The organism is Nocardioides gilvus, assembly GCF_003194605.1.
Taxonomy (GTDB): domain Bacteria; phylum Actinomycetota; class Actinomycetes; order Propionibacteriales; family Nocardioidaceae; genus Nocardioides; species Nocardioides gilvus.
Genome location: NZ_QHKY01000002.1, coordinates 574093 through 598283, shown reverse-complemented (window position 1 = coordinate 598283; position 24191 = coordinate 574093). Strand labels below are relative to the sequence as shown.

24 protein-coding genes are annotated in these 24191 nt (G+C 68.5%); 10 read left to right on the top strand and 14 right to left on the bottom strand.

All coding sequences use genetic code 11. From position 1 onward, the window contains the following. Positions 1 to 59: 59 nt before the first annotated feature. The 5 genes from DNK52_RS08160 to dnaB all read right to left on the bottom strand — a co-directional run bounded on the left by DNK52_RS08160 (position 60) and on the right by dnaB (position 4732). Positions 60 to 533, bottom strand: a complete 474-nt coding sequence (locus DNK52_RS08160) for an SRPBCC family protein (protein WP_110240459.1) — start codon at positions 531 to 533, stop codon at positions 60 to 62. Positions 534 to 595: 62 nt separating this feature from the next. Beyond that, positions 596 to 1114 carry a 2'-5' RNA ligase family protein gene (locus DNK52_RS08155; protein WP_110240458.1) on the bottom strand — a complete coding sequence of 173 codons (519 nt, stop codon included), beginning with the start codon at positions 1112 to 1114 and terminating at the stop codon, positions 596 to 598. 10 nt (positions 1115 to 1124) lie between these two features. Then, positions 1125 to 1676: a DUF1697 domain-containing protein gene (locus DNK52_RS08150; protein WP_110240457.1), complete on the bottom strand. Its 552-nt coding sequence runs from the start codon at positions 1674 to 1676 to the stop codon at positions 1125 to 1127. Positions 1677 to 1691: 15 nt separating this feature from the next. Next, a complete protein-coding gene (locus tag DNK52_RS08145) occupies positions 1692 to 2168 on the bottom strand; it encodes an SRPBCC family protein (RefSeq protein WP_110240456.1) in 477 nt (158 codons plus the stop codon). A 173-nt stretch (positions 2169 to 2341) separates the two neighbouring features. Further along, positions 2342 to 4732 (bottom strand): replicative DNA helicase, encoded by a 2391-nt coding sequence (gene dnaB, locus DNK52_RS08140; protein ID WP_239455472.1) that lies wholly within the window; start codon positions 4730 to 4732, stop codon positions 2342 to 2344. 633 nt (positions 4733 to 5365) lie between these two features. Here dnaB and DNK52_RS08135 point away from each other — a divergent pair. Then, complete coding sequence (locus tag DNK52_RS08135) at positions 5366 to 6700, top strand: MATE family efflux transporter (RefSeq protein WP_239455455.1); 1335 nt, start codon at positions 5366 to 5368, stop codon at positions 6698 to 6700. An 87-nt stretch (positions 6701 to 6787) separates the two neighbouring features. On the opposite strand, the gene rplI is transcribed toward DNK52_RS08135, so the two are convergent. The 4 genes from rplI to rpsF all read right to left on the bottom strand — a co-directional run bounded on the left by rplI (position 6788) and on the right by rpsF (position 8586). After that, complete coding sequence (gene rplI / locus DNK52_RS08130) at positions 6788 to 7234, bottom strand: 50S ribosomal protein L9 (protein WP_110240453.1); 447 nt, start codon at positions 7232 to 7234, stop codon at positions 6788 to 6790. A 14-nt stretch (positions 7235 to 7248) separates the two neighbouring features. Further along, positions 7249 to 7485: a 30S ribosomal protein S18 gene (gene rpsR, locus DNK52_RS08125; protein WP_101525917.1), complete on the bottom strand. Its 237-nt coding sequence runs from the start codon at positions 7483 to 7485 to the stop codon at positions 7249 to 7251. A gap of 99 nt (positions 7486 to 7584) precedes the next feature. Further along, positions 7585 to 8178, bottom strand: a complete 594-nt coding sequence (locus DNK52_RS08120) for a single-stranded DNA-binding protein (protein WP_110240452.1) — start codon at positions 8176 to 8178, stop codon at positions 7585 to 7587. Positions 8179 to 8295: 117 nt separating this feature from the next. Further along, a complete protein-coding gene (rpsF, locus tag DNK52_RS08115; protein ID WP_110240655.1) occupies positions 8296 to 8586 on the bottom strand; it encodes a 30S ribosomal protein S6 in 291 nt (96 codons plus the stop codon). A gap of 320 nt (positions 8587 to 8906) precedes the next feature. Here rpsF and DNK52_RS08110 point away from each other — a divergent pair, with 320 nt between their 5' ends. Beyond that, positions 8907 to 9836, top strand: coding sequence for a serine/threonine-protein kinase (locus DNK52_RS08110; protein ID WP_110240451.1), 930 nt, complete (start codon positions 8907 to 8909; stop codon positions 9834 to 9836). A gap of 52 nt (positions 9837 to 9888) precedes the next feature. After that, on the top strand, positions 9889 to 10725 hold the full coding sequence (locus DNK52_RS08105; RefSeq protein WP_110240450.1) for a deoxyribonuclease IV: 837 nt from the start codon (positions 9889 to 9891) through the stop codon (positions 10723 to 10725). A 64-nt stretch (positions 10726 to 10789) separates the two neighbouring features. On the opposite strand, the gene phoA is transcribed toward DNK52_RS08105, so the two are convergent. Next, positions 10790 to 12313 (bottom strand): alkaline phosphatase, encoded by a 1524-nt coding sequence (gene phoA, locus DNK52_RS08100; RefSeq protein ID WP_110240449.1) that lies wholly within the window; start codon positions 12311 to 12313, stop codon positions 10790 to 10792. Between the two features lie 176 nt (positions 12314 to 12489). Here phoA and DNK52_RS08095 point away from each other — a divergent pair, with 176 nt between their 5' ends. From DNK52_RS08095 to DNK52_RS08075, 5 genes are all read left to right on the top strand, one after another. Then, entirely contained in the window at positions 12490 to 12891 is a 402-nt protein-coding gene (locus tag DNK52_RS08095; RefSeq protein ID WP_110240448.1) for a nuclear transport factor 2 family protein, read from the top strand. Positions 12892 to 13009: 118 nt separating this feature from the next. Next, a complete protein-coding gene (locus tag DNK52_RS08090; RefSeq protein WP_110240447.1) occupies positions 13010 to 13411 on the top strand; it encodes a hypothetical protein in 402 nt (133 codons plus the stop codon). A 32-nt stretch (positions 13412 to 13443) separates the two neighbouring features. Further along, complete coding sequence (locus DNK52_RS08085) at positions 13444 to 14613, top strand: lipid II:glycine glycyltransferase FemX (RefSeq protein WP_239455454.1); 1170 nt, start codon at positions 13444 to 13446, stop codon at positions 14611 to 14613. Position 14614: 1 nt separating this feature from the next. Then, positions 14615 to 15709, top strand: a complete 1095-nt coding sequence (locus DNK52_RS08080; RefSeq protein ID WP_110240446.1) for an alanine racemase — start codon at positions 14615 to 14617, stop codon at positions 15707 to 15709. Positions 15710 to 15755: 46 nt separating this feature from the next. Continuing rightward, positions 15756 to 16736 carry an MsnO8 family LLM class oxidoreductase gene (locus DNK52_RS08075; RefSeq protein WP_110240445.1) on the top strand — a complete coding sequence of 327 codons (981 nt, stop codon included), beginning with the start codon at positions 15756 to 15758 and terminating at the stop codon, positions 16734 to 16736. A gap of 12 nt (positions 16737 to 16748) precedes the next feature. Here the strand turns inward: DNK52_RS08075 and DNK52_RS08070 are convergent, their stop codons facing one another. The 4 genes from DNK52_RS08070 to DNK52_RS08055 all read right to left on the bottom strand — a co-directional run bounded on the left by DNK52_RS08070 (position 16749) and on the right by DNK52_RS08055 (position 22271). Then, positions 16749 to 17969: a globin domain-containing protein gene (locus DNK52_RS08070; protein ID WP_110240444.1), complete on the bottom strand. Its 1221-nt coding sequence runs from the start codon at positions 17967 to 17969 to the stop codon at positions 16749 to 16751. Positions 17970 to 18079: 110 nt separating this feature from the next. Beyond that, positions 18080 to 18517 (bottom strand): RrF2 family transcriptional regulator, encoded by a 438-nt coding sequence (locus DNK52_RS08065; protein WP_110240443.1) that lies wholly within the window; start codon positions 18515 to 18517, stop codon positions 18080 to 18082. A 37-nt stretch (positions 18518 to 18554) separates the two neighbouring features. Then, positions 18555 to 19940, bottom strand: coding sequence for a glycosyltransferase family 87 protein (locus DNK52_RS08060; RefSeq protein WP_239455453.1), 1386 nt, complete (start codon positions 19938 to 19940; stop codon positions 18555 to 18557). Positions 19941 to 19991: 51 nt separating this feature from the next. Beyond that, a complete protein-coding gene (locus DNK52_RS08055) occupies positions 19992 to 22271 on the bottom strand; it encodes a transglycosylase domain-containing protein (RefSeq protein WP_239455452.1) in 2280 nt (759 codons plus the stop codon). Between the two features lie 138 nt (positions 22272 to 22409). Between DNK52_RS08055 and DNK52_RS08050 the strand changes: the two genes are divergently transcribed. Together DNK52_RS08050 and DNK52_RS08045 are read left to right on the top strand one after the other, a co-directional pair. Then, entirely contained in the window at positions 22410 to 22985 is a 576-nt protein-coding gene (locus DNK52_RS08050; protein WP_110240442.1) for a PadR family transcriptional regulator, read from the top strand. 57 nt (positions 22986 to 23042) lie between these two features. Continuing rightward, positions 23043 to 24125: an inositol-3-phosphate synthase gene (locus DNK52_RS08045; RefSeq protein ID WP_110240441.1), complete on the top strand. Its 1083-nt coding sequence runs from the start codon at positions 23043 to 23045 to the stop codon at positions 24123 to 24125. Positions 24126 to 24191 lie beyond the last annotated feature (66 nt).

The following is a 24191-nucleotide window of genomic DNA, read 5'->3' as shown; positions in this document are numbered from 1 at the left end:
TGGAACACCGTCTCAGGAATGCGCGTGGGTGGACGACGGGACCAGCCGGGCCGCGAGCGTCACTCTGCAGCGGCGCGGATGGCCTCGAGGGTGCTGCGCATGCCTTCGCGCAGGCTCTGGGTGAAGGCCTCCTGGCCGCCCATGAAGCCGTCGGTGAGCTCGATCGAGAGCTCGGAGATGCCCTCGGGGGTCTCGCGGCGCTGGGTGAGCAGGGTGCCCGCACCGGAGGTGGGCGCGAGCTCGAAGGACCAGACGACCCAGTTCTCCTCGACACGGAAGGCGATGGCCTGCTCGGGATCGAAGCGGACGATGGTGGCATGGGTCGTCCAGGTGAGCTCACCGTGGCTGTTGCGGTTGGTGAACTCGACCCCGAGTGCCACCTCCTGCGCGCCCGCACGCAGCCGGGTCGAGTCAACCTGGGGACTCCACTCGGGGATCCGGCGCACGTCACTGACCAGTGACCACACGTCAGGGACCGACGCCGCGATCTCGATGCTCTGCTCGAGCAGTGGTGCGTAGGTGTGCTCTGTCATGGCGATCTCCCTCCGAGCCGACACAGACCTGGTCGGCGGCCGTGCTGGGAGGTTACGTCGCGCTAGCCACCGGCCCGCGCGACGTCCATGATCAGGTCGGCGTCGGGGTCCCACCAGCGCAACCGGTCGGCGACCAGCACCCGGGGCGAGGGGGTGCCACCCAGGACCTCCAGGGCAGCGGGGAGCAGACGTCGAGGGACTCGACGGGCCAGCGTGACGTGCGGCGTCCAGGTCACGTGGCGGACGTTCGGGACGCGCGCCCTGAGCTCGGCCACCACCGCGGCCAGGGCGGCTCCGGGTTCGGCCAGGTGGGCGATGCTCACCCGTGGTCCGGTGCCGAGCAGGACGAGTCCGCTCAGGTGGATTGCGGCTGGGAGCAGCGGCTGCACCATCGCGACCGTTACCGGGACGACTTCCGGGTCGATCCCGACCGCAGCCACCAGCGTCAGGTGCGGCGCGTTGGTCATGGAGCGGTGGTCAGCCTGGGAGGCGAGGCCAGCTGTTTGCAGCGCCTCCCACTGCATGGTCACCGCCTGCGCGGAGGCCTCGTCGAAACTGAGCTCGAGGGCATGGTCGGGCATGGCGAGGAGGCTAGGCGGAGGCTCTGAGCAGGGCAGCGATCGCCTTGGAGGAGTTGAGGTTGCGGGCCGTGCCCGGGTCGTTCTTGGAGAGCGCACGTGGAGACTTCGTGAACGCCACCGACTTGGAGAGACCCATCGGGGTGTGGAGGTAGACCCAGCGGCCGGTGACCGTCATCTCCGTGCCGTCACCGGCCGCGGAGACGTCCTCGACCATGGCCGTCGCCAAGGCTTCGGGCAGCGGGCTTCGGTGCACCTGCAGGTGGACGAACTTGTCCTCGGTCGGCTTGTACGGGCACTGCTCGACGGCGTCGATCCACTCGCTCGCCGTCAGCACCAGCACCTGCACCGGCTTGCCGAGGAAGGTCTCGACCTCGGCGGACAGCGCCGCCTCCAGGTCAGCGATCTTGCCCTCGTCCGAGAAGACGAGGTTGCCGCTGTTCACATGGGTGGCCACGTCCTTCCACCCGAGCCGGGCAGCCATCGCGCGCAACTCGGCCATGGGCACCTTGTTGGAACCGCCGACGTTGATGCCGCGCAGGAGCGCGAGATGGGTACGGGCCACGGGTCCTCCTGGGTCTCAGACTGACTCGCGCGCGGCTGCGACGACGACCGGATCGGCGCAGCCACGGGAGAATCCCGCGATCCGCGCCCGGATCTCCCGCCCGAGCACCCAGGTGCCGACGCGCTCAGCGATCGGCGCGAGCCACGCGGGTCTGCAGGCGAAGTTGTACTTCCAGACAGCGAGGGTGCCGGCGCCTTCCGGGGTGAAGCGCCACCCCCCGCCGAGTTTGGCGAAGAACCAGGATCCGCTCTCCATCGTCATCCCGACGTTCGTCGGCGGCGCGTACGAGACGTAGCGGCTGACCATCGCGAACCCCATCCGGTGCCGAGTGAAGGTGCGTACGCCCTTCGCCGGACGTGCGGCGCCGTCGAGGAAGTGCTGCCCCCTGATGAAGGGGTCCCAGCGGCGGCGCACCTCGCCCGTGGTCTGCGAGACGGCGAAGGCGAGCTCGGGCGGCAGCGGCACGTGCACGGATGCCTGGACGGTGGGCATGGGTCGAGAGTAACGGCTTGGCGCAGGGCCGCTCCCGACGACATCGTCGACGCCCAGGTGGACGAGGCGGAAGCCCTCGGTGGCTCGAGGCGTCCCCACCACGGCAGGTCCACGTCAGTCACGGCCAGGATGGGGACGGCGGTGGTCATGCGCGTGACGCCAGCGAAACTGGGTCAGTGCGCCATGTCGACGAAGCGCGAGTAGTGACCCTGGAAGGCGACCGTGATGTCTCGCGTCGCGCCGTTGCGGTGCTTGGCGACGATGAGGTCTGCCTCACCGGGGCGGGACGACTCCTTCTCGTAGACGTCCTCACGGTGGAGCAGGATGACCATGTCGGCGTCCTGCTCGATCGAGCCTGACTCACGCAGGTCGGACATCATCGGGCGCTTGTCGCTGCGCTGCTCGGGGCCACGGTTGAGCTGGGAGAGCGCGATGATCGGGAGCTCGAGCTCCTTGGCCAGCAACTTGATCTGACGGGAGAACTCCGAGACCTCGAGCTGACGGGACTCGACCTTCTTGCCCGAGCTCATCAGCTGGAGGTAGTCGATGACGATGAGGCGCAGGTCGTGCTTCTGCTTCAGCCGCCGGGCCTTGGCCCGGATCTCCATCATGGTCATGTTGGGCGAGTCGTCGATGTACATCGGGGCCGACGAGACCTCGCCCATCTTGCGAGCCAGACGGTCCCAGTCGTCCTCGGTCAGCTGGCCCGTACGGATGTGGTTGAGCGCCACCTTGGCTTCGGCCGACAGCAGACGCATCACGATCTCTGAACGCGTCATCTCCAGGCTGAAGAAGACAGAGGCCATGCCGTTCTGGATCGACGCCGCTCGGCAGAAGTCCAGGGCAAGGGTCGAGTTGTGCGTGGGGATCATGGAACGACCGGCCAGGTAGAGGTGGTCCTCGTTGTCCACCTGGACGCACCGCACGGGCACTGACTCCACCGGGCGCACCTGCGTGATGTAGCGGCGCCCGATGTGGATGGTGCTCGACGGTCGCTCCTCCTTGTGAAGCAGGCGCTTCCGCTCCAGGAGGAACACGTCGTCGGTCGTGGAGAAGTTGAGGATGTGGCAGGTCGATGACGCCTCGGAGCGGCCCGCAACCTGCTTCGTCGTCCGGCCGCAGCGGTAGCCGAGACTGACGATCAGCTCGTAGACATCGTTGGCCAATCTCTCGCTGGTCACGGCGAACTGACAGGAGCCCACGCCCTTGACGACCGTGCCGTCGGTGTCCATCAGACCTGCGAGCAGATCGCGTCTTGCGGCTTCCGAGGCCCGGAGGTAAGGCGACGGGATGTGCTTGTTGTTCAGCACGCCGAGCGAGCGGAGCAGCGCCGTGAACGACCCGTGGGAGGCCTGGCAGTCCCTGCACAGATAGGCACCCGAAAGGCGCTCACCGCACGAGGGACACGTGCCCTTCTGGGGCGCCACTACCTTTGGCACCAAGATGCCGTAGTTCAGGCCGCCGTGGCTACGGCACTCGTAGCCACGCCCTTCGATCAGCATGGGGATCTCGGGAGTCTCGCTGGTGATGCGTCCACCGGCGCTGTGGCCGTCGCCCAACCAGGCGCCCAAGACATAGGGATCTATTGGCAGCGATCCTGCAGAACCCTCCAGAGGTCCTGCGTTCAGGACAGCGTGGTTGGCCCGACCCTCCTGACCGATGCGCTGCGTCCGGGCGATCTCCTCCGTGGTCACCACAGCAGAGTGGATCTGCTGGTTCCGCGCGCGGTTGTACTGATGGTCCGCCGCCCATTTCGACTTGCGGGCGGCTCGCGTCTCGGTGAGCCACTGGTGCTCGGCGTCTGCCACGATGACCGAGCCGTCAGAGAAGGTGACCTCGTAGCAAGGACGCTCGTGCATGACGTCGGTGGCTGCCACGACACGGGTCACCCGGCCCTGGGCGTCGAACAACTCGTGGCCCACTGCGACCTCACCCATGGTCGTCCACCCGGTGGGCGTGGGCAGAGGCGTGTCGAGCGCGAGCGCCTTGCCCATGGCAGGCCTCGCCGCCACGATGATCATCTGACCCGAGTGCAGACCGTTGGTCAGGTCGTCGAAGTCCTGGAAACCGGTCGGGACGCCGTAGACGCCCTGCTCCCGGTTGCCGATCGCCTCGATCTCGTCGAGGACCCCGTCCATGATGTCGCTGAGGGGCGCGTAGTCCTCCTTCGCCCGCTTCTCGGTGATCTTGTAGACCTCGGCCTGGGCCTGGTCGACCACCGCGTCGACCTGCCCCTCGCCGGCGTAGCCGATCTGGACGATCTTCGTGCCGGCCTCGACCAGGCGGCGCAGGATCGCCTTCTCCCGGACGATCTCGGCGTAGTAGCCGGCGTTGGCCGCGATCGGCACGTTGGCGGCGAGCGTGTGCAGGTAGGGAGCCCCACCGATCTTGGACAGCTCACCGCGGCGCTGGAGCTCGGCGGTGACCGTGACGGCGTCGGCCGGTTCGCTACGGCCGAAGAGATCGATGATCGCGTCGTGGATCATCTCGTGGGCGGGTCTGTAGAAGTCGGTGCCTCGCAGCACCTCGGATACGTCGGCGATCGCGTCCTTGCTCAGCAGCATCGACCCGAGGACGCTCTGCTCCGCGGCGTTGTCCTGGGGCGGCGTGCGGTCGTTGGCCCGACGCGGCTGCTCACCCGGCTCGAATGCCGACGGGCCGTCTCCCCAACGCTCGTCGAAGGGGGGCTCGGCCGGACCGCGACGGTCCTGCTCGGTGATGCTCATGGGTCCTCCGGGAGTGGCGCTGAGGGTCGTCTCGGAGCCTATGAGCGAGCACCGACAGTCCTACGACCGCAGCGAACGTACGTGGTCGAGGGGGGCAAATGACAGCGGCGTATCCACAGGCCCTGTGCATAACTTGGGCATGAGGGGTGAGTTGTCCCCAACAACATGCCCACATCTGTGGGGTTGGCTGTGGACAGACATCTCGCATCGCCCCCAACAGGACCTCTGACCTGCGAAAACGCAATCCACACCCTGTGCATGAAAGGTTCCCCGGAAAGTATTTCCAGCCGTGAGATTTCATGAGTTCCTTTGTCGACAAGGCGCTGAAACGATGAAGTGAAGTGTGATATCCCAAGCCTCTCCACAGGTTGGTAAAGAGCCGCATACCCGAATTTCGCCTCTGACCTGCGGCTTTACCTTCCAGCCGGGTGCGACACGCCGATGCGACGCGCCGCTTCCTACACTGATCCGGTGCACACCACAGACCGGGAGATCCTCAGGCTTGCGATCCCGGCCTTCTTCGCACTGGTCGCAGAACCGCTCTTCCTTCTCACCGACACCGCGATCGTCGGCCGCCTCGGCACCTCCGAACTGGCCGGCGTCGGCATCGCCGCGGTGGTCATGCAGACCGCCGTCGGTCTCTGCATCTTCCTCGCCTACGGGACCACCGCAGGAGTCTCGCGCCACCTCGGGGCCGGCGACACGCGACGTGCCCTCACCCTCGGCGCAGACGGGATCTGGCTCGCCGTCCTGATCGGTGCGCTGACCACCGGCGTACTGCTCCTCACCCTTCACCCGCTCATCGCGGCCTTCGGGGTGGGCGACGCCGTCGCGCAGCACGCGTCGGACTATCTCTCTGTCGCCGTTCTGGGGGTCACGCCGTTGTTGGTGATGCTGGCCGCCACCGGCGTGCTCCGCGGCCTGCAGGACACCCGTACGCCGCTCTGGGTCGCCGTGGGCGGCAACCTCGTCAACGTCGTGCTCAACCTCGTCCTGGTGTTCGGCTTCGGGCCCGTCCCGGCACTGGGGGTGGCGGGGGCCGCCCTGGGCTCGGTGATCGCGCAGGTGCTGAGCGCACTCGTCCTGGTGGCGGTAGTGATCCGCGCCGCGCGGGCGGAGGGGGCGGCGCTCACCCCCGACGTCGCCGGCATCGTCAGCGCGGGACGGGCCAGCGTCGCCCTCGTGGTCCGTACGCTCGCCCTGCGCGCCGCCCTCGTCGTCGGCGCCTGGTCGGTGGCCCACAGCGGTGACACCCAGGGCACCGCCCTTGCTGCCCACCAGATCGCCTTCACCGTGTGGACCTTCATGGTCTTCGCCCTCGACGCGATCGCCATCGCAGCCCAGGCGCTGACCGGGCGCTCCCTGGGCGCAGGGGACCGCGCAGGGACCGAGGTGCTCCTGCAACGCTTGATCCGTTGGGGATGGGGCAGCGGGATCGTCGCAGGGCTCCTGATCGCGGCCGGTGCGCCCTTCCTCGGGCCGCTCTTCACCCCCGACCCCGCGGTTCACGACCTGCTGGTGCCGATCCTGCTGATCGCCGCTCTGGGTCAACCCGTGGCAGGAGTCGTCTTCGTGCTCGACGGGGTCCTGATCGGCGCCGGGGACGGACGCTTCCTGGCGTGGGCGGGGATCTGGACCCTGGCCGTGTACGCACCACTCGTGCTGGCGGTACCGATGGTCGCCGACCAGTCTCGGAGCCTGGTGTGGATCTGGGTCCTCTTCGCCGCGCTCTTCATGGGCGTGCGCTGCATCCTGCTCATGGCGCGGGCCCGCCGAGGACGTTGGATCGTCCTGGGCGCGTCCTGATCAGCGCCCGCGGATGGTCGGACGCACCAACGCGAGAAGCCCGCCCACCGCGAACGGTGAGCGGGCTTCCTGCGTCAGACGCTGTGATCAGGCAGGGATCACGTTGACCGTGACCTGAGCGGTCACGTCATCGTGCAGCTTGACCGACACGGCGTGGGAGCCGAGCGACTTGATCGGGTTGCCGAGGACGAGCGTGCGCTTGTCGACGGTCTCGCCCGCAGCAGCGCTGAGAGCCTCAGCGATGTCACCGGTGGTGATGGCGCCGAACAGGCGACCGGACTCACCGGCACGCACCTTGAGTGCAACAGCGTTGCCCTCGAGCTTGCCCTTGATCTCTTCGGCGTGGGCCTGGTCGCGGACGGCGCGGGACTTGCGTGCAGCCTTGATCGACTCCACCGTCTTCTCGCCCCCCTTGGTCCAGCGAATGCCCTCGCCGCGCGGGATGAGGTAGTTACGGCCGTAGCCGTCCTTCACCTCGACGATGTCACCGGGGCCACCGAGGCCGGTCACTTCCTGGGTCAGGATGAGCTTCATGTTCCTGGCTCCCTTCAGCGTCCGGTAGAGGTGTACGGGAGCAGCGCGACTTCACGAGCGTTCTTGACCGCCATGGCGACATCACGCTGGTGCTGGACGCAGTTGCCGGTCACGCGACGCGCGCGGATCTTGCCACGGTCGGAGATGAACTTGCGAAGGAGCGTGGTGTCTTTGTAGTCGACACCAGTCGCCTTCTCCTTGCAGAACTGGCAAACCTTCTTCTTGGGCTTGCGAATCACTGCCTTGGCCATTGTGGTGCTTCCTTTCTAGAAGCCCGACCGCGAGGTCGGAATGGTTGAGGGTGTATTCGGATACAACTGATGGACGGCCCCAGAGAGGGGTCGTTCAGGTCAGAACGGAGGCTCTTCCGAGCCCACGCCGGGGGCGCCCCACGGGTCGGGCTGTGCCCCACCCTGCTGGCCGCCGCCCTGCTGACCGCCACCGAAACCGCCGCCGCCCTGGGGCTGCTGCGGAGCCGGAGTGGCCCACGGGTCGTCGGCCTGCTGGCCGCCCTGCTGACCGCCGCCGAAACCGCCGCCCTGCTGACCGCCGCCACCGAAGCCGCCGCCACCACTCTGACGAGCGGCGCGAGCAACCTTGGCGGTGGCGTACTTCAGCGAGGGACCGATTTCTTCGACCTCGAGCTCAACGACAGTGCGCTTCTCGCCTTCGCGAGTCTCGTACTGGCGCTGCTTGAGCCGTCCTTGCACCACGACGCGCATGCCCTTCTGGAGCGACTCGGCAACGTTCTCGGCTGCCTGACGCCAGATCGAGCAGGAGAGGAACAGCGCGTCGCCGTCCTTCCACTCGTTGGCGTTCTTGTCGAAGGTGCGCGGCGTGGAAGCGATCCGGAAGTTGGCCACGGGTGCACCCGACGGGGTGAATCGCAGCTCCGGGTCGTCGACCAGGTTGCCGACCACGGTGATGACGGTCTCGCCTGCCATTGCAAGAACTCCCTAGGTTGGTCCATCAGTTGGTGTTGCGGGTTTGAATCCGCCACTTGCTTGCCGGAGACCATCGTTGCCGATGTCGCCGACGGTTACGAAGACTTGTGCACAAGCTCAGCGGTTGCCGGGCTTGATGACCTTCGTGCGCAGGATGGACTCGTTGAGGGTCAGCTGGCGGTCGAACTCCTTGACCGTGGCCGGCTCGGCCTCGATCGAGACGACAACGTAGATGCCTTCGGCGTTCTTCTTGATCTCGTACGCGAGACGACGACGACCCCAGACATCAACCTTCTCGACGGTTCCACCGTCGGTGCGGATGACGTTGAGGTACTTGTCGAGCGAAGGCTCGATCGTGCGCTCTTCGAGACTGGGGTCGAGGATGACCATCACTTCATACTTACGCAAAGCGGTCTCCACCTCCTTTGGACTCAGGCGGCCACGGACTCTCCGTGGCAGGAGGGCTTGCGTCACGGCCAACGACTCGGGTGAGTCAGGCCGCGAGCTCACTGCGGGCGTCTCCTATTGAGGAGGGCACACAGAGAACTGGAGCAGGTTACCAGCGCAGACGAGGGTGCGGTGAATCCCTGGCGCGCCCTGTGGAGCACCCGGCGCGCCTGTGAATCGTCGCCCTCACCGACGGCCGACTGCCACTAGCGTCGGACGGGCGTCAGGGCCCGACCCCGCGGAGGTCAGGACTGCGCCGGAGATGAGCGGAGGCGTACGCGGTGGAGCAGGCCGGCGGACGTACGGTCGCGGGACGGTGGTTGCTGCTGGACCAGATCGGTGCCGGGGCGACAGCCTCGGTCTGGCGTGCCCGCGACCTGACCACAGGTGACGTGGTGGCCGCGAAGGTGTTGGGCGCCCACACCGGCGCGCTGATGGCCCGCTTCTGGCGTGAGCAGGAGATCCGGCTGCGCCATCCCCACCTCCTCACGGCCACCGGGTGGGCAGCCGAGGAGGACATCGTCCTGCTGACCACCGACCTGATGGGGGGCGGCACGGTGCAGGATCTCCTGGCCCGCCACGGAGCCCTGCCGCAGGAGGTGGTCGCTCTCGTCGTGGAGCAGACCCTGCGGGCGCTCGCGGTCGTGCACGGTGCCGGGCTGGTGCACCGCGACGTGAAGCCGGCCAACCTGCTCCTGGAGTCGACCGCGGACGGCAGCATCCACCTGCGGCTGGGTGACTTCGGGGTGGCGTTGGACCCCACCGCCCCGCGGCTGACGGTGGCCGGACCGGTCGGCACCGACGGCTACCTGCCGCCCGAGGCCCACCTCCACGCCGACCCCCGCCACGACCTGTACGCGCTCGGGGTCACCGCGTTGCACCTGCTCACCGGTCGGCGACCACACCCCGACCTTCCCTGGCCGCCGACCCGACTGCGACCACTGCTGGAACGCCTGACCCACCCCGACCCCGAGCAGCGCCCGACCACGGCCGAGCAGGCACTCGCCCTGCTCCAGGCGCTGGCAATCTCCGCACCCGAGGGAGCCTGGGTGAGGGACCGCCTCGGCCCCGCGCCCGATGACGTGGCGCGGGCAGACGTACGGTCCCGGCGCAGGGATCTCGGCACCCGACTGGTCGCGCTCGCCGCACTGACGGTCTCGGGCGCGGTGGTCGCGGGCTGCGGCGTCGTGGTGTGGGGGCTGCTCCGATGAGCGGCCAACGGTCACGACCCGGGCCGTCGGCGCAGCGTCCTAGGGTGGAGCCATGAGCCAAGCCACCCCCTCCTCCCCTGTCGGCGCGCTCACCATCGGCGCCCACGTGGACCAGCAGGACCCGATCGCCGAGGCCCGGGCCCGCGGCATGACGGTCGTCCAGATGTTCCTCGGCGATCCGCAGAGCTACAAGGGCCCCGTCGTGGAGTACGCAGGTGGCGCCGAGGCGCTGAAGGCCGACGCGGCGGAGGCCGGCGTCGCCATCTACGTCCATGCGCCGTACGTGATCAACGTGGCCACCACCAACAACCGGATCAGGATCCCCAGTCGTAAGTTGCTGCAGCAGCACGTCAACGCGGCTGCTGAGGTCGGCGCCCAGGGGCTCATCGTCCACGGCGGCCACGTGAGCAGAGGGGACGACGATGCTGAAATGTTGGCGAAGGGGTTCGACAACTGGCGCAAGGCGATCGAGGCCACCGACCTCGCCGTGCCCCTGCTGATCGAGAACACCGCAGGCGGTGACCACGCGATGACCCGGCACCTGGCACGCATCGCTCGGGTCTGGGACGCCATCGAGAGCGCCGAGGGGGCTGACCGGGTCGGCTTCTGCCTCGACACCTGTCACGCCCACGCCGGCGGCAACGCCCTCGAGACGGTCGTGGACGACGTCATCGCGATCACCGGACGCATCGACCTGGTGCACTGCAACGACAGCCGGGACGCCTTCGACTCGGGCGCGGACCGGCACGCCAACCTCGGCGCGGGGCAGATCGACCCTGAGCTCCTCGCCCGGGTCATTCGTGACGCCGGAGCGCCGGTCATCCTGGAGACGCCGGGCGGCGCCGACCAACACGTGGCCGACGCCGCCTGGCTGCAGGAACGCCTCTGAGCCCGCGCCCTTGGATCACTGCCGCGGGATCAACCCTGCTGGCAGAGCGCCGAGGACTCGGAACTCATCGACGGTTGTTCGACCGCTCGGACTTCTTCGCGGGCTTCGACTTCTGGGGCGGGTGCACCTTGCTCCAGTTCTTCATGCCGTCACGCATCGTGAAGAAGAGGTCGGTCTGGTCGATCAGCCCCACGATGTTGGCGGCGCCGGGGCCGTAGCCCGCGACCCGCACCTGCGCGCCGGTGTGCTGCATGCCGCCAGGACGAGCAGAGGTCCCGTAGGTGACGATCATCTCCGAGCCGTCGGCCGTGTTCAGGTGCGCGTCGTGGCCGGGGGTGCCGCCATCCACGATCATCGAGGTGTGGGCGTGGTCGGCGGTGACGATGACCATGGTGTTGCCGTCACGCTTGGCGAACTCCAGCGCCTCCTGGACTGCCTCGTCCATCTGCTGGGTCTCACCGATCTGGCCGCAGACGTCGGCGGAGTGGTCCTTCTTGTCGATCGAGGCGGACTCGACCTGGAGGAAGAAGCCGTTCTTCCGGCCGTCCTTGTTCTTGGTGAGCAGGTCGATCGCCTTGCTGGTCATCTCACCGAGGGCGGGCACGTCGGAGAAGGCGGGCTCGGGCTGGCACTCGGCCGCCGGCAGGGCGGCGCCGCCCTTGGCGGCGACCAGCGGGGCGAACTTCACCGGCAGGTTGTTGGGCGCGAAGAGTGCCAGCACCGGGCTCTTCTGGTCGGCCTTCTTGATCGAGGCGAGGTCGGCCTTGTCCGTGTAGTACTGGAAGCCACGCTCGCGAGCCTGCTCGGCGAGCGTCTTGCCCTTGAACTTGCCTGCCTGGGCGACCTCCTCGTAGAAGGCCGAGCCACCACCGAGGGTCACGTCCGGACGGGTGTCGAGCAACTGCTCGCTGATCGATCCCGGTCCACCGTTCTCCAGAGCTTCGGCGGAGCAGGTCTTGGAGGTGGCGACCGGGCCCTTGCAGGCGCGCAGCGACATGTGCGAGTAGAGCACCGCCGGGGTGGCGTCCTGGATCTCGGAGGTGGAGACGTTGCCGGTGGCCCGGCCGGTCTTCTTCGCCCACTGCAGGACGCTCTGCTGCGGCGCCCCGTGCCGGTCGACGCTGATCGCGTTGTCGTAGGTCTTCGTGCCGGTCGCCCAGGCGGTGCCCGTGGCGGCCGAGTCGGCCACGTAGTCGGGCTTCCCGGTCTCCCGGTCGACGCTGTAGTGCGTCATCTGTCCGGTCAGAGGGAGGGAGTCGATGCCCTTGAGGGAGCCACCGGCACCCTCGAGGTAGTTGCGGGCGATGGTGATCTCGGAGTCACCCATGCCGTCACCGATGACGAGGATGACGTTCTTGGCGGAGTTCTTGCGCACCGAGTCGGCAATGACCTGGGTCTGGTCTCGGGTGATCCGGCGGGCACCGGCGTGCTCGTCGACCTGACCGGCCGAGGACCGTTCGATGAGCGGCGCAGACTTGCCCCACCCGTTGCCCGGGCCGTACACGGCTGCGGAGTTGGTGGCGAGGAGGGCGAGCGGCAAGGAGAGCGCCGCAGCGCCGATGGCGATGTTGCGGACGTTTCTGGACATGACTGCCTTTCGAGGATGTGCCCGGGTTTGCGTGGCATCTCCACCCAAGCGATGGGTTGGCAGCGCGCGCGACGCCTCCTAGGCGACGGGTGGGTGAACAGTCGCGAACGCCGTAGCCTGCACAGCACTGCAGGGCGTCAGGCAACGGCGCCGCCCGCACCCCACCAGGAGTCCACATGCGCCCCATCCGGCTGACCAGCAGCGTCCTCGTCGCCCCCGCCCTCGCCCTCGCGCTCGCCCTCACCGCAGCCTGCAGTGCACAGACCTCGACCCCAGAGGAAGCAGCTCGCCAGGTCGTCCAGAGCGTCCTGGACGAGGACGGCGCAGCGCTCTGCGACCTGATTGCAACCGGCGGAGAGCTCCCCGACGAGGAGTCGAAGAAGGAGTGCGTCGACGGCCTCGGCAAGGAGATGATCGAGCTGGAGGACGACGACCGCAAGAACATGGAGCACTTCCTCGAGGAGGGCGCCGAGAAGGTCGAGGAGGACGGCGACCGGGCTACGGTGACCCTCTCCGACGAGGAGGCGCTGGGCTTCGTGAAGATCGACGAGGCCTGGTACTGGGACCCGCTCGCCTGAGCGTGCACGCCCGGCTCGTCACTTGGTCACGCCGACGGCCCCGCCCGCGGTGCGGCTAGCCTTCCGCAACCGGGCGGCGTCGACTCGACGCGTCCACCGCAGTCCTCCAGGAGACCCCATGCGCACCGCACGTACGACCCTCGTCGCCGTCGCGACCAGCACCCTTCTCGCCCTCAGCGCCTGCGGCGAGGACCAGACGGAGAGCGAGAAGGCGGCCGAGAAGTTCATGCAGTCCATGGTCGACCGCGACGGAGACGCCTTCTGTTCGCTCATCGAGATCGAGGGCCAACCGGTCGCCGAGAACGAGGAGGCACTCGAGCTCTGCACCGGGCAGGCCGACGACGCCATGCCTGCGATGGACGACGACGAGCGCAAGGAAGCGGAGAAGTCGCTCGAGGACGGTCCCGAGAAGTCGGAGGAGGACGGCGACAAGGCGTCGGTCACCTACGGCACGGGCGACGACGCCTTCGACATCGACCTCGTGCGTATCGACGGTGACTGGTTCGTCACGCTCGTCTGACCCGCACGCGCCACCCGGGTAGCCTCAGGCGGGTGTCCACCTCTGAAGCTGCACCCCTGCTCCTGCGCACGGTGAGCGCCGCCGAACACCTCGCGTTCATCCGTACGCAGCGCTCCGCCTCGTTCCTCCAGGTCCCCGCGTGGGGGCCGGTGAAGTCGGAGTGGAAGCACGAGTCCCTGGGCTGGTTCCGCCGCACCCCGGACGGCGAGGAGATGGTCGGGGCAGCACTGGTCCTCTACCGCCAACTGCCGAAGGTGAAGCGCTACCTGGCCTACCTTCCCGAGGGTCCGGTGATCGACTGGGAGAGCCTCCAGCACCCCGAGGCCCGGCTCGCCCACTGGCTCGAGCCACTGAAGGCGCACCTGAAGAAGAAGGGCGCCTTCGGCATCCGCATCGGGCCGCCCGTGATCACCCGACGCTGGTCGTCGGCGCAGATCAAGGAGGGCGTCGCTGACCCGGCCGTACGCCGCCTCGACGACATCGCGCCCGTGGAACGTACGCGGGCCGGGGCCTGCGTGGTCTCCCAGTTGCACGAGCTCGGGTGGCGCCCGCAGGCCTCCGAGGGCGGCTTCGCCATCGGTCAGCCGCAGTACAACTTCCACGTCCCGCTGACCGTCGAGGGCCGCGCGAAGACCGAGGACGAGGTCCTCAAGGCGATGAACCAGCAGTGGCGCCGCAACATCAAGAAGTCGGCCAAGGAAGGCGTGGAGGTGACGCGCGGCACCCGCGCCGAGCTCGCTGCCTTCCACGCGCTGTACGTCCACACCGCCGAGCGGGACCACTTCACGCCCCGGCCACTCTCCTACTTCGAGAAGATGTGGGACTCCCTCTCCCCCGAGGACGAGGACCGCTTCGTGCTCCACCTGGCCCGCCACGAGGGCGACCTGGTCGCGGCGACCATCTCGATCCGGGTCGGCGCCCACTCCTGGTACTCCTACGGCGCCTCGTCGACCGAGAAGCGCGACGTGCGCGGCTCCAACGCGGTGCAGTGGGCGATGATCCGCGAGGCCCTGGCAGCGGGCGCCGAGGTCTACGACATGCGCGGCATCACCGACACGCTCGACGCGGACGACCCGACGATCGGCCTGATCCAGTTCAAGGTCGGCACCGGTGGCGAGGCCGTCGAGTACGTCGGCGAGTGGGACCTGCCCCTCAACAAGGCGATCTACAAGGCCTTCGAGCTCTACATGAAGAGGCGTTGAGATGTCCCTGACCCTCCACGTGGACGGCGCGCGCTGGCGCGATCACCTGACCCACGTCGCGGAACGTACGCCCGGGCTGGTCCCGGTCGCCAAGGGCAACGGCTACGGCTTCGGCCTGGGGCGTCTGGCCCGACGTACGCAGTGGCTCACCGAGCGCGGCGCCGCCACCGGGCAGACGTGGGGCGACGTCCTGGCCGTCGGCACGTACGACGAGATCAGCGAGGTCGCCGACCGTTACGACGGCAGCATCCTGGTGCTCACCCCGTGGCGCCCCTTCGGCGCCGCCGTCGAGGTGGACGCCGCCCTCGACCCCGCGCTCTCCCGACGGGTGATCCACACCGTCAGCCGGGTCGACGACCTGGCCGCCCTGCTGGAACGCCAGCCTGACGCCCGCTACGTGCTCGAGCTCCTGACCTCGATGCTGCGTCACGGCTTCAACGCCCACGAGCTGCGCAGCCTCGGCAGTCTCGCCTCCGGCGGCACCCTCGAGGGCGTCGCGATGCACCTGCCGCTCGCGCAGGGCTCCCACCTGAGCCAGGTGCAGCGACTGATCACCGACGCGATCTCCGCCGGTCTGCCGACCCGCACCCTGTGGGTCAGCCACCTGACCCCCGACGAGCTGGCGACGCTGCGGACGTCCTACTCCGACTACACGATCCGCCCGCGCATCGGCACCGGCCTGTGGCTCGGCGATCGCGGTTCGCTGCGGGTGAGCGCACGGGTCCTCGACGTGCACCCCGTCGAGCGCGGTGACGTCTTCGGGTACCGCTCCCGGACCGCCCCGAAGAGCGGCCACATCCTGGTGGTCTCCGGCGGTACGGCCCACGGCATCGGACTCGAGGCCCCCACCGGCGAGCAGTCGCTCAAGGCCCGGGCAGCGACCCTGGCCCGCGGCGGCCTCGACGCCGTCGGCTTCGTGCGCTCGCCGTACTCGATCGACGGAAAGCAGCGGCTCTTCGCCGAGCCCCCGCACATGCAGGCCTCGATGCTCTTCGTCCCCGCCGGGGCGGGCGTGCCGGAGGTCGGCGACGAGATCGACGTACGCGTCCGCTACACCGCCACCACCTTCGACCACGTGGTGATCTCGCAGGGCTGAGTCGGTCCGCCGGGAAGTCAACCGGAGCTCGCGACGTTGCGTGTGCGTGAAGCTCTCCCTCCTCGACCGCTCCCGGACCCGCGTCGGCCACAGCGACGGAGCGGCACTGACCCACACCGTCGAGCGCGCGGTCACCGCCGAAGGCGCCGGCTACCACCGCTTCTGGGTGGCCGAGCACCACGGCGTCCCGGGCATCGCGTCCGGGTCACCGGCGGTGCTCCTGGCCGCGGTCGCGGGGCGTACGCAGCGCATCCGGTTGGGCTCGGGCGGGGTCATGCTCCCCCACCACCAACCCCTCGTGGTCGCCGAGCAGTTCCTGGTGCTGGCCGGCCTGCACCCGGGGCGAATTGACCTCGGGGTGGGCCGCTCCCTCGGCTTCACCGATCCGGTCCGGCGTGCCCTGCGACGTCAGATGGAGGAGCCGGACACCTTCGCCACCGACATCGCGGAGCTGCGCGGCTTCCTGGAGCGGACCGCGCCGGTCACCGCCCGCCCGGTGGTCGAGGAGACCATCCCGCTCTTCGTGCTGGCGACCGGCGCCGGCCTCACGGTGGCGGCGGACCTGGGACTTCCGGTGGTGCTGGGCGGACCCGTCCTCGACGACCCCGCACTCCCGCAGACCCTGGCCGGCTATCGCGAGGCCTTCCGACCGCACCGCGACAGCCAGCCGCACGTCACGGTCTCCCTCGACGTGCTGGTCGCCGACACCGACGCCGAGGCCCGCGACCTGGCCCTCCCGGAGGTCTGGGCGATGGCGCAGTCGCGGCGTACGGGCCTCTTCGACGCCCTCGAACCGGTCGCCGCGATCCGTGAGCAGTTGGGCGACCCACTGGGCAACAACCGGCAACGCGAGAGGATCGAGGGCGCTCTCGACCGGGTCACCGCTGGCAGCAAGCAGACCGTACGCCGCCGGTTGGAGCAGCTCGCCGCACGCAGCGGTGCCGACGAGCTGCTCGTCTCGGGGTCCACGTACGACCGGGACGCGCTGGCCGCCTCGGACGCCGCGGTGGCGAGCCTGCTGCGCTGACCGGTCAGCAAATCAGACGGCGGCGACCCACTTGTCGGGCCCGAAGACCTCGTAGTGGATGTGGTCGGAGGAGACACCACGCTCCACCAGGCCACCACGCACGGACTCCATGAAGGGCAACGGTCCGCAGAGGTACGCCCGGGCCTCGGCCGCGATGTCGACGTCGGAGAGATCCACCAGCCCGGCGTGGAAGTCGTCGCGCGCCGGGCGGCCACCGAGGTCCTCGTACCACCGCTGCAGCTGAGCCTGGGGCAGCGCCTTCACCAACTGCTTCAGCTGTGCCCGGTGGGCGTGCCTGGCCGGCGAACGGTCGGCGTGCAGGACGGTGACGGCCCGCTCGCTGGCGGTGTGCTGGAGGTAGTTGAGCATCCCGATGATCGGCGTGGTCCCGATCCCGGCAGAGATCAGCAGCAGGGGCGCGTCGGAGTCGTCGAGCACCAGGTCGCCGAAGGGAGGGGAGACGGAGAGGCGGTCGCCCTCGAAGAGGTTGCGGTGCAGGAAGTTGGAGACCTCACCCTCCGGGATCTCGGTGCCGTCGGCGGCGACCGAGGCCGCGATCGCCTTGACGCTGAACGCCCACTCGCCGGGGGCGCCGGCGCCCGTGAGGCTGTACTGCCGGATCTGACGCGCGCCGTCGGGCAGGATCACCGCGACCGAGACGTACTGCCCCGGCTTGGCGCTCGGCAACGCGGAGCCGTCCGCGGCGCTGAGCACGAACGAGACCGTGTCGGGCGACTGCTGGAGACGCTCGCGCACGGCGACGTCGTGCCAGATCTCCTCGGCGCTCACCCCGGCCTCGGCGTACAGGTCCTTCTCGAGGTCGATGAGGTCGCGCGCCATCATCCAGTAGACCTCGTCCCAGGCTGCTGCGACCTCGGGCGTCACCGCGTCGCCGAGGACCTCCACGATGGCGGCGAACAGGTGCTCGTGGACGATCTCGTACTGCGGCTCGGTGATCCCCAGGGAGGCGTGCTTGTGCCCGATCCGCCTCAGCAGGTCGCGCGGGTGCGGGGAGTCGGGGTCCACCAGGGCGGTGGCGTACGTCGCCACTGCCGCGGCCAGCGCGCGCGGCTGGTCGCCGGCGGCCTGGTTGCCGCGGTTGAACAGGTTGCGCTCCAGGTCGGGCTCGGCGTCGAACATCTTGCGGTAGAAGAGCGGGGTGATGTCGCCGATGGCGGCGCCGACCACCGGCAGGGTGGCCTGGATGACCGAGGTCGAGGTGGGTGACAGCATGGGTGTCCTTCCGAGAACGGATCGTGCGGTCTGGGTGATGCGGTCTGGGTGATGCGGTCCGGGGGTCTGGGTGATGCGGTCTGGGTGATGCGGTCCGGGGGTCTGGGGCGTCAGTCGGGCGGACGTACGGAGAGGGCCAGCAGGACCGACCCGGTCGGCTCGCGGCTCAACTCCTCGACCGTCCAGGGGTCCAGGACGACGAAGAACGCCTCCTGTGCCTCGCGCAGCAGCCCGCGCAGGCGACACGCCTTGCGCAGGGGGCACTTGAGTCCCTCGCAGTCGATGACCTCGTCGGGTCCCTCGAGCTCCCGGGCCAGGCGACCGACGGACTGGTGACGGCCGGCGTCGGTGATCTGCAGCCCTCCCGTACGTCCGCGGCGGGTCTCCACGAGACCGAGCGCCTGCAGGCGGGCGACCACCTTTGCGGCGTGGGTGTAGCTCACCGCCATCTGCGCCGCCACCGTCCTGGTGGTCGCTGCGGGGTCGTCCACCGCAGCCAGACGCATCAGGATGCGGAGGCCGAGGTCGGTGTACCGGGTGAGTTGCACACCTCGACCCTAGTTAAATCGGTATTGTGAATACCAATTAAAGGGAGTGTGACCTCTGCAACACCTCGGGCGGGCGTTCGACGGGGTCCTTCTCCGGGCGCATCACGTCACGGGCGACGACGGCGACCAACCACAACTGGGCGGCGAGCCGCAGGGCGATCGCGAGCCAGTAGATGACCGGGGCGCCGTCACCGGCAGGGGTGAGCTCCTCGGCCAGGTACCACCAGACCGCGGCGAAGTAGATCACCTCACCCGCCTGCCAGATCAGCAGGTCGCGCCAGCGGGGCCGGGCCAGCACGGCCAGGGGCAGCAACCACAGGACGTACTGCGGGGAGTAGACCTTGTTGACCAGCAGGAAACCGGCGACGATCAGGAACCCGAGTTGGGCGAAGCGCGGCGAGACGGGTGCCTGCCACCCGAGCGCGAGGACACCCACGCACCAGAGGATGAAGAAGACCCATGAGCCGAGGTTGACCGTCTCGACCTCGAACCAGGTGTCGAACATCTGTTGGGCCACCAACCACACCGATCCGAGGTCAGCGGCGCGTTCGGAGTTGAAGCTCCAGAAGACCTTCCACTGCGCCGGGCCGGTCAGCAGCGCGGGTGCGTTCGCGAGCAACCAGGCCCCACCCGCCGCGGCAGCGGTGAGCGCCAGCGTCCGCCACCGGCGGCTCCGCAGACAGATCACCAGCACGGCACCGAGCAGGAAGAGCGGGTAGAGCTTGACCGCCGTGCCGAGCCCGATCATCACACCGGTGAGCAGCGGACGCTCGCGTGCCCAGGCCCAGGCCGCGCCGGCCACGAAGACCACGGCGAGCAGGTCCCAGTTGACGGTGGCCGTCAGGGCCAGCGCCGGGGCCAGGGCGAAGCCCGCCGCGTCCCACGGTCTGCGGCGGTTGACCCCCGCCATCAGCCACGTGGTGAGCAGGGCGACCAGCGCGAAGCCGAGCGCGTTGACAGCGAAGTAGAGCGTCCCCTCCTGCACCAGGTCACGGTCCTCGGCGTCGAGGTCGGGGGTGCCGCTCAACCACCAGGTCACGTGGCCGGTCCCCCAGGCCCAGTACGAGATGCCGGCGGGGTACTCCATCACCTCGTACTCGGCGCGCACCGCAGCGTCGTCGGTGTAGGGCCAGTTCAGGTCGGCGAGCCCACGCCACGTGTACAGGTAGGGCATGTCCGAGTAGCACATGTGGGTGTAGCGCTGCTCGGTGTCCTGCCACTGCGAGTTGACGCACGGCGTCTTCGCCACCAGCCCGAGTGCAAACGTCAGCGCGGTCAGCACGAGCAGTACGCGCACGGGCGACCACCAGGAGTGCCGCCCCGCGCGTGAGCCCATCGGGCCCCCGACGGATTCGGAGAGCCCGGCCACCACCGCGTCGTCCTGGGTGGGGTGGACCCGCGTCGGGGCTGTGTCGTCCTTCACGGACGCGACCCTAGCGGGACAGACGCAACAGCAGTCGGCGTGAGGCGTCGGTCAGCGCCTGGGGGTCGCCGCAGCCGAACCACCCGGCACCACGCCGGGTGCAGGCGGGGTGGGCTTGGGTGGGGACGGAGCGGTCGGCGTCGGGGGCGGAGCCGGGGGCTCAGGGACCGACGTCGGCTCCGGCTCGACCGTGGGCTCAGGCGGCTGGGTCTCGGTCGGCGTCGGGGCGGGCTTCGGCTCGGGCTTCTTGCTCGGCTTCGGCTCCTTCGAGGGCTCGGGCTCTGCGGTCGGTTGCGGAGCCGGTCGGACGTAGCCACCCCCCTCGGAGTCCGCGTCGCCGTCCATGAACACGGGCTCCGGGAACTTCTCCACCTCGAGACCCTCGCTGAGTCGACGCATGATCGCGGTCCACGTCTGGGCCGGGTAGGTGCCGCCGTAGAAGGAGGGGAGCCAGTCGTCGAGCTTGTCGTCGCCGTCACCACGCACGTACATCACGGCTGTGGAGTACTGCGGCGTGAAACCGACGAACCAGGACGAGGAGACGTGGACGGTCTTCTGGCTGGCACCTGCCGTGGCGGTGCCCGTCTTGCCGGCAGCGGGGCGGCCCAGCGCCCGAGCCTTGGAGCCCGAGCCGTTGCGGACGACCTCCTGGAGGGCGTACACGGTGTCGGCGCTGACGTCCTCGTCGATCACCCGTCGAGTCGAGGTCTTGCGGGAGTAGGAGGTCTCCCCGCTGGACTCGACCACCTTGGTGACCACGTGGGCGTCGGCGCGCTCACCCTCGTTGGCGAAGGTCGCGTAGGCGTTGGCCATGTTGATCGGACTGACCCGCGCCTTGCCCAACGTGATCAGCGGGTCGTCGGGCAGGAGGTCGGTGCTCCGGTTCGGGATGCCCGGGTACTCCGGGTCCGCCTCCGCCGGCGGGAGCCCCGCGTCGAGCATGATCTGGTGGATCTTCTCGGGGCCGTCGTCGATCGACTCACTCATGTCGATGAAGGCCGTGTTGGTCGACTTGGCGGTCGCAGTCGTCATCGAGACACTGCTGCCCATGTCGGCGGCGCCCTCACCGGCGTTGTTGATCTCCAGACCGTCGGAGAACCGGTACGGAGAGTTCCCCTGGAATCCGTCGCGCAGGCTGAACCCGTCCTCCAGTGCGGCGGCGACGGTGAAGGCCTTCAGCGTCGACCCCGCCATCCCGCCGGTGGCGGCCCAGTTGATCTGGGACTTCAGGTAGTCCTGACCGCCGAAGAACGCCTTGACGGCACCGGTCCCGGGCTCGACGGTCGCTGCGCCGATGTGCAGCTTCTTCGCGCTCAGACCCTCGGGCCGTTCCTCAGCGACCGACTCCTCCAACTGCTCCATCATGTCGCGGTTGAAGGTCGTGGTGACCCGGAGGCCACCACCGTCGATCTGTTCGTCGGTGTAGCCCAGGCTCAGCAACTCGTCGCGCACCAGCTTGATCATGTGGCCCCGCTGGCCACCGTTCGCGCTCTCGGACTTGATCTTGGGGAACTTGGGCAGCTTCTTGGCCGCCTTCTCCTCCTGCTCGGCGGTGATGTGGCCGTCAGCCTCCATCCGTCCGAGCGTGTAGTCGTAGCGCCGCTTGAGCGCCTCCTTCGCGTCCTCGCCATTGGCCGGGTCGTACGCGTTGGGGCTGTTCAGGACGCTGGCCAGCGTGGCCGCCTGGCGCAGGTTCAGGTCGGCGACGTCCTTGCCGAAGTAGGCCTTCGAGGCCGCCTGGACACCGTACGAACCGCGACCGAAGTAGATAGTGTTGAGGTAGCCCTCGAGGATCTCCCGCTTGCTCAGCTGGCGCTGGATCTTGAGCGACAGGATCGCTTCCTTGACCTTGCGACTGAGGCGGCGTTCGCTCGTCAGGTAGAGGATCTTCACGTACTGCTGGGTGATGGTGGAGCCACCGCCGACCGTCTGGCCGGCCTTCGCGTTGGAGAACGCGGCGCGCAGGATGCCCTTGGGGTCGATCCCGCTGTCGGTCCAGAAGGTCTTGTTCTCCGCAGAGACCACCGCGTGCTGCAACACCTCGGGCATGTCGTCGAGCGGCACCGCGATGCGGTTCTGCGCGACGTACTTGCCGACCTCGCTCTTGCCGTCGTCGTAGTAGACGAAGGAGGTCTGGGTCTTGAACTCAGCGTTCTCCGTCGGGATGTCCATGGTCTGGTAGAGGAAGACGAAACCGCCGACGGCGATCAGGGCTCCGACCAGACCGAGGGTGCACAGCCACAACAGGGCTCGGCGGACCTGCTGGCCAATTGTCTTCTTGCCCGGGCGTCGGGTGACAGCCTTGCCCGGGGCTCTGCGCGAGTTCGTCACCCGCCAAGAGTAGAGGGCGATCCCCGCTCCTCCGTCTTGTTGGATGCACTGGTCGAGGGCGGTGGGTCGAAGGTCACCTCGATTTCACCTGGCGTTCCCATTTGCATTAGCCCCCGGATATATCGCTACGATAGGTCGGTGTCACGTCGCGGAGAGACCATCGAGCTGGCAGTCCTGGGACTGCTCCACGAGGGACCCCTGCACGGATACGAGTTGCGCAAGCGACTCAACCTGATGCTCGGATGGGGTCGGGTGCTGTCCTACGGCTCCCTCTACCCCGCGCTGAAGAAGATGCTCCGCTCCCGACTGATCAGCGAGGACACCTCCGTGCCCGCGCCGGTCACCGGCCGCCCGCGCATCGTCTACCGAGTGACCGAGAGCGGCCGCGAAGAGTTCCGCCGACAGATGGCGGACGTCGGTCCCACGGCATGGGAGGACGACACCTTCGGGATCCGCTTCTCCTTCTTCTCCTCAGCCCCCAGCGAGACCCGGCTCCGGGTCCTCGAAGGTCGGCGTACGCGTCTGGAGGAGCGCCTGGCGAGGGTCCGAGGGGACCTGGCCCGCAACCCGAAGAAGGCTGACAGGTACGCCTCCGAGCTGCACCGGCACGGAGTCGAATCGGTCGAGCGCGAGGTCCGATGGCTGTCGGACCTCATCAAGGCCGAGCGTGAACACCAGGAGCACCGGACGGCCCCGGGCACAGCAACCCCCTGACCAGAGCCACATCGCCACACCCGTGGCACTGATACACAAGTGAGTAAGGAGAGCCCCATGGGTTCAGTACGCGTAGCAATCGTGGGTGTGGGCAACTGCGCCACGTCCCTCGTCCAAGGTGTCGAGTACTACAAGGACGCGGACCCGTCGGGCAACGTCCCCGGGCTCATGCACGTCAAGTTCGGTGAGTACCACGTCTCCGACGTGAAGTTCGTCGCCGCCTTCGACGTCGACGCCAAGAAGGTCGGTTTCGACCTTTCCGAGGCGATCCACGCCTCCGAGAACAACACCATCAAGATCGCCGACGTGCCGCCCACCGGTGTCATCGTCCAGCGCGGCCCGACCCTGGACGGCATCGGCAAGTACTACGCCCTGACCATCGAGGAGTCCGACGCCGAGGCCGTGGACGTCGTCCAGACGCTCAAGGACGCCGAGGTCGACGTCCTCGTCTCATACCTCCCCGTGGGGTCGGAAGAGGCCGACAAGTTCTACGCCCAGTGCGCGATCGACGCCGGCGTGGCCTTCGTCAACGCCCTGCCCGTCTTCATCGCCTCCGACCCGGTCTGGGCGAAGAAGTTCGCCGACGCCGGTGTCCCGATCGTCGGTGACGACATCAAGTCCCAGGTCGGCGCCACCATCACGCACCGCGTGATGGCGAAGCTGTTCGAGGACCGCGGCGTCACGCTGGACCGTACGTACCAGCTCAACGTCGGCGGCAACATGGACTTCAAGAACATGCTCGAGCGTGAGCGTCTTGAGTCCAAGAAGGTCTCCAAGACCCAGGCCGTCACCTCCAACCTGACCGGCTCGCTGGCCAACCTCAAGGACAGCCGCAACGTCCACATCGGTCCCAGCGACTACGTGGCCTGGCTCGACGACCGCAAGTGGGCGTACGTGCGCCTCGAGGGTCGCGCGTTCGGCGACGTCCCGCTCAACCTGGAGTACAAGCTCGAGGTCTGGGACTCCCCGAACTCGGCCGGCATCATCATCGACGCCGTCCGTGCCGCGAAGATCGCCCTGGACCGTGGCGTCGGCGGCCCGATCCTCCCGGCCTCGGCCTACCTGATGAAGTCCCCGCCGGTGCAGATGGCCGACGACGAGGGACGCGCCCAGCTCGAGGCGTTCATCATCGGCGCCTGATCGCCCTCTGCTTCACCAGCTCCACCAGCTCCACCAGCTCCACCGAGAACCCCCGTCTGCTCAGCG

Bases quoted from the DNA above. Each gene is read 5' to 3' on its own strand.
- rpsR (WP_101525917.1), bottom strand. From the start codon at position 7,485: ATGGCCAAGGCAGTGATTCGCAAGCCCAAGAAGAAGGTTTGCCAGTTC.
- DNK52_RS08120 (WP_110240452.1), bottom strand. From the start codon at position 8,178: ATGGCAGGCGAGACCGTCATCACCGTGGTCGGCAACCTGGTCGACGAC.
- DNK52_RS08080 (WP_110240446.1), top strand. From the start codon at position 14,615: ATGTCCCTGACCCTCCACGTGGACGGCGCGCGCTGGCGCGATCACCTG.
- DNK52_RS08105 (WP_110240450.1), top strand. From the start codon at position 9,889: ATGAGCCAAGCCACCCCCTCCTCCCCTGTCGGCGCGCTCACCATCGGC.
- DNK52_RS08160 (WP_110240459.1), bottom strand. From the start codon at position 533: ATGACAGAGCACACCTACGCACCACTGCTCGAGCAGAGCATCGAGATC.
- DNK52_RS08090 (WP_110240447.1), top strand. From the start codon at position 13,010: ATGCGCACCGCACGTACGACCCTCGTCGCCGTCGCGACCAGCACCCTT.
- DNK52_RS08070 (WP_110240444.1), bottom strand. From the start codon at position 17,969: ATGCTGTCACCCACCTCGACCTCGGTCATCCAGGCCACCCTGCCGGTG.
- rplI (WP_110240453.1), bottom strand. From the start codon at position 7,234: ATGAAGCTCATCCTGACCCAGGAAGTGACCGGCCTCGGTGGCCCCGGT.
- DNK52_RS08155 (WP_110240458.1), bottom strand. From the start codon at position 1,114: ATGCCCGACCATGCCCTCGAGCTCAGTTTCGACGAGGCCTCCGCGCAG.
- DNK52_RS08045 (WP_110240441.1), top strand. From the start codon at position 23,043: ATGGGTTCAGTACGCGTAGCAATCGTGGGTGTGGGCAACTGCGCCACG.
- dnaB (WP_239455472.1), bottom strand. From the start codon at position 4,732: ATGCTGCTGAGCAAGGACGCGATCGCCGACGTATCCGAGGTGCTGCGA.
- DNK52_RS08145 (WP_110240456.1), bottom strand. From the start codon at position 2,168: ATGCCCACCGTCCAGGCATCCGTGCACGTGCCGCTGCCGCCCGAGCTC.
- DNK52_RS08095 (WP_110240448.1), top strand. From the start codon at position 12,490: ATGCGCCCCATCCGGCTGACCAGCAGCGTCCTCGTCGCCCCCGCCCTC.
- phoA (WP_110240449.1), bottom strand. From the start codon at position 12,313: ATGTCCAGAAACGTCCGCAACATCGCCATCGGCGCTGCGGCGCTCTCC.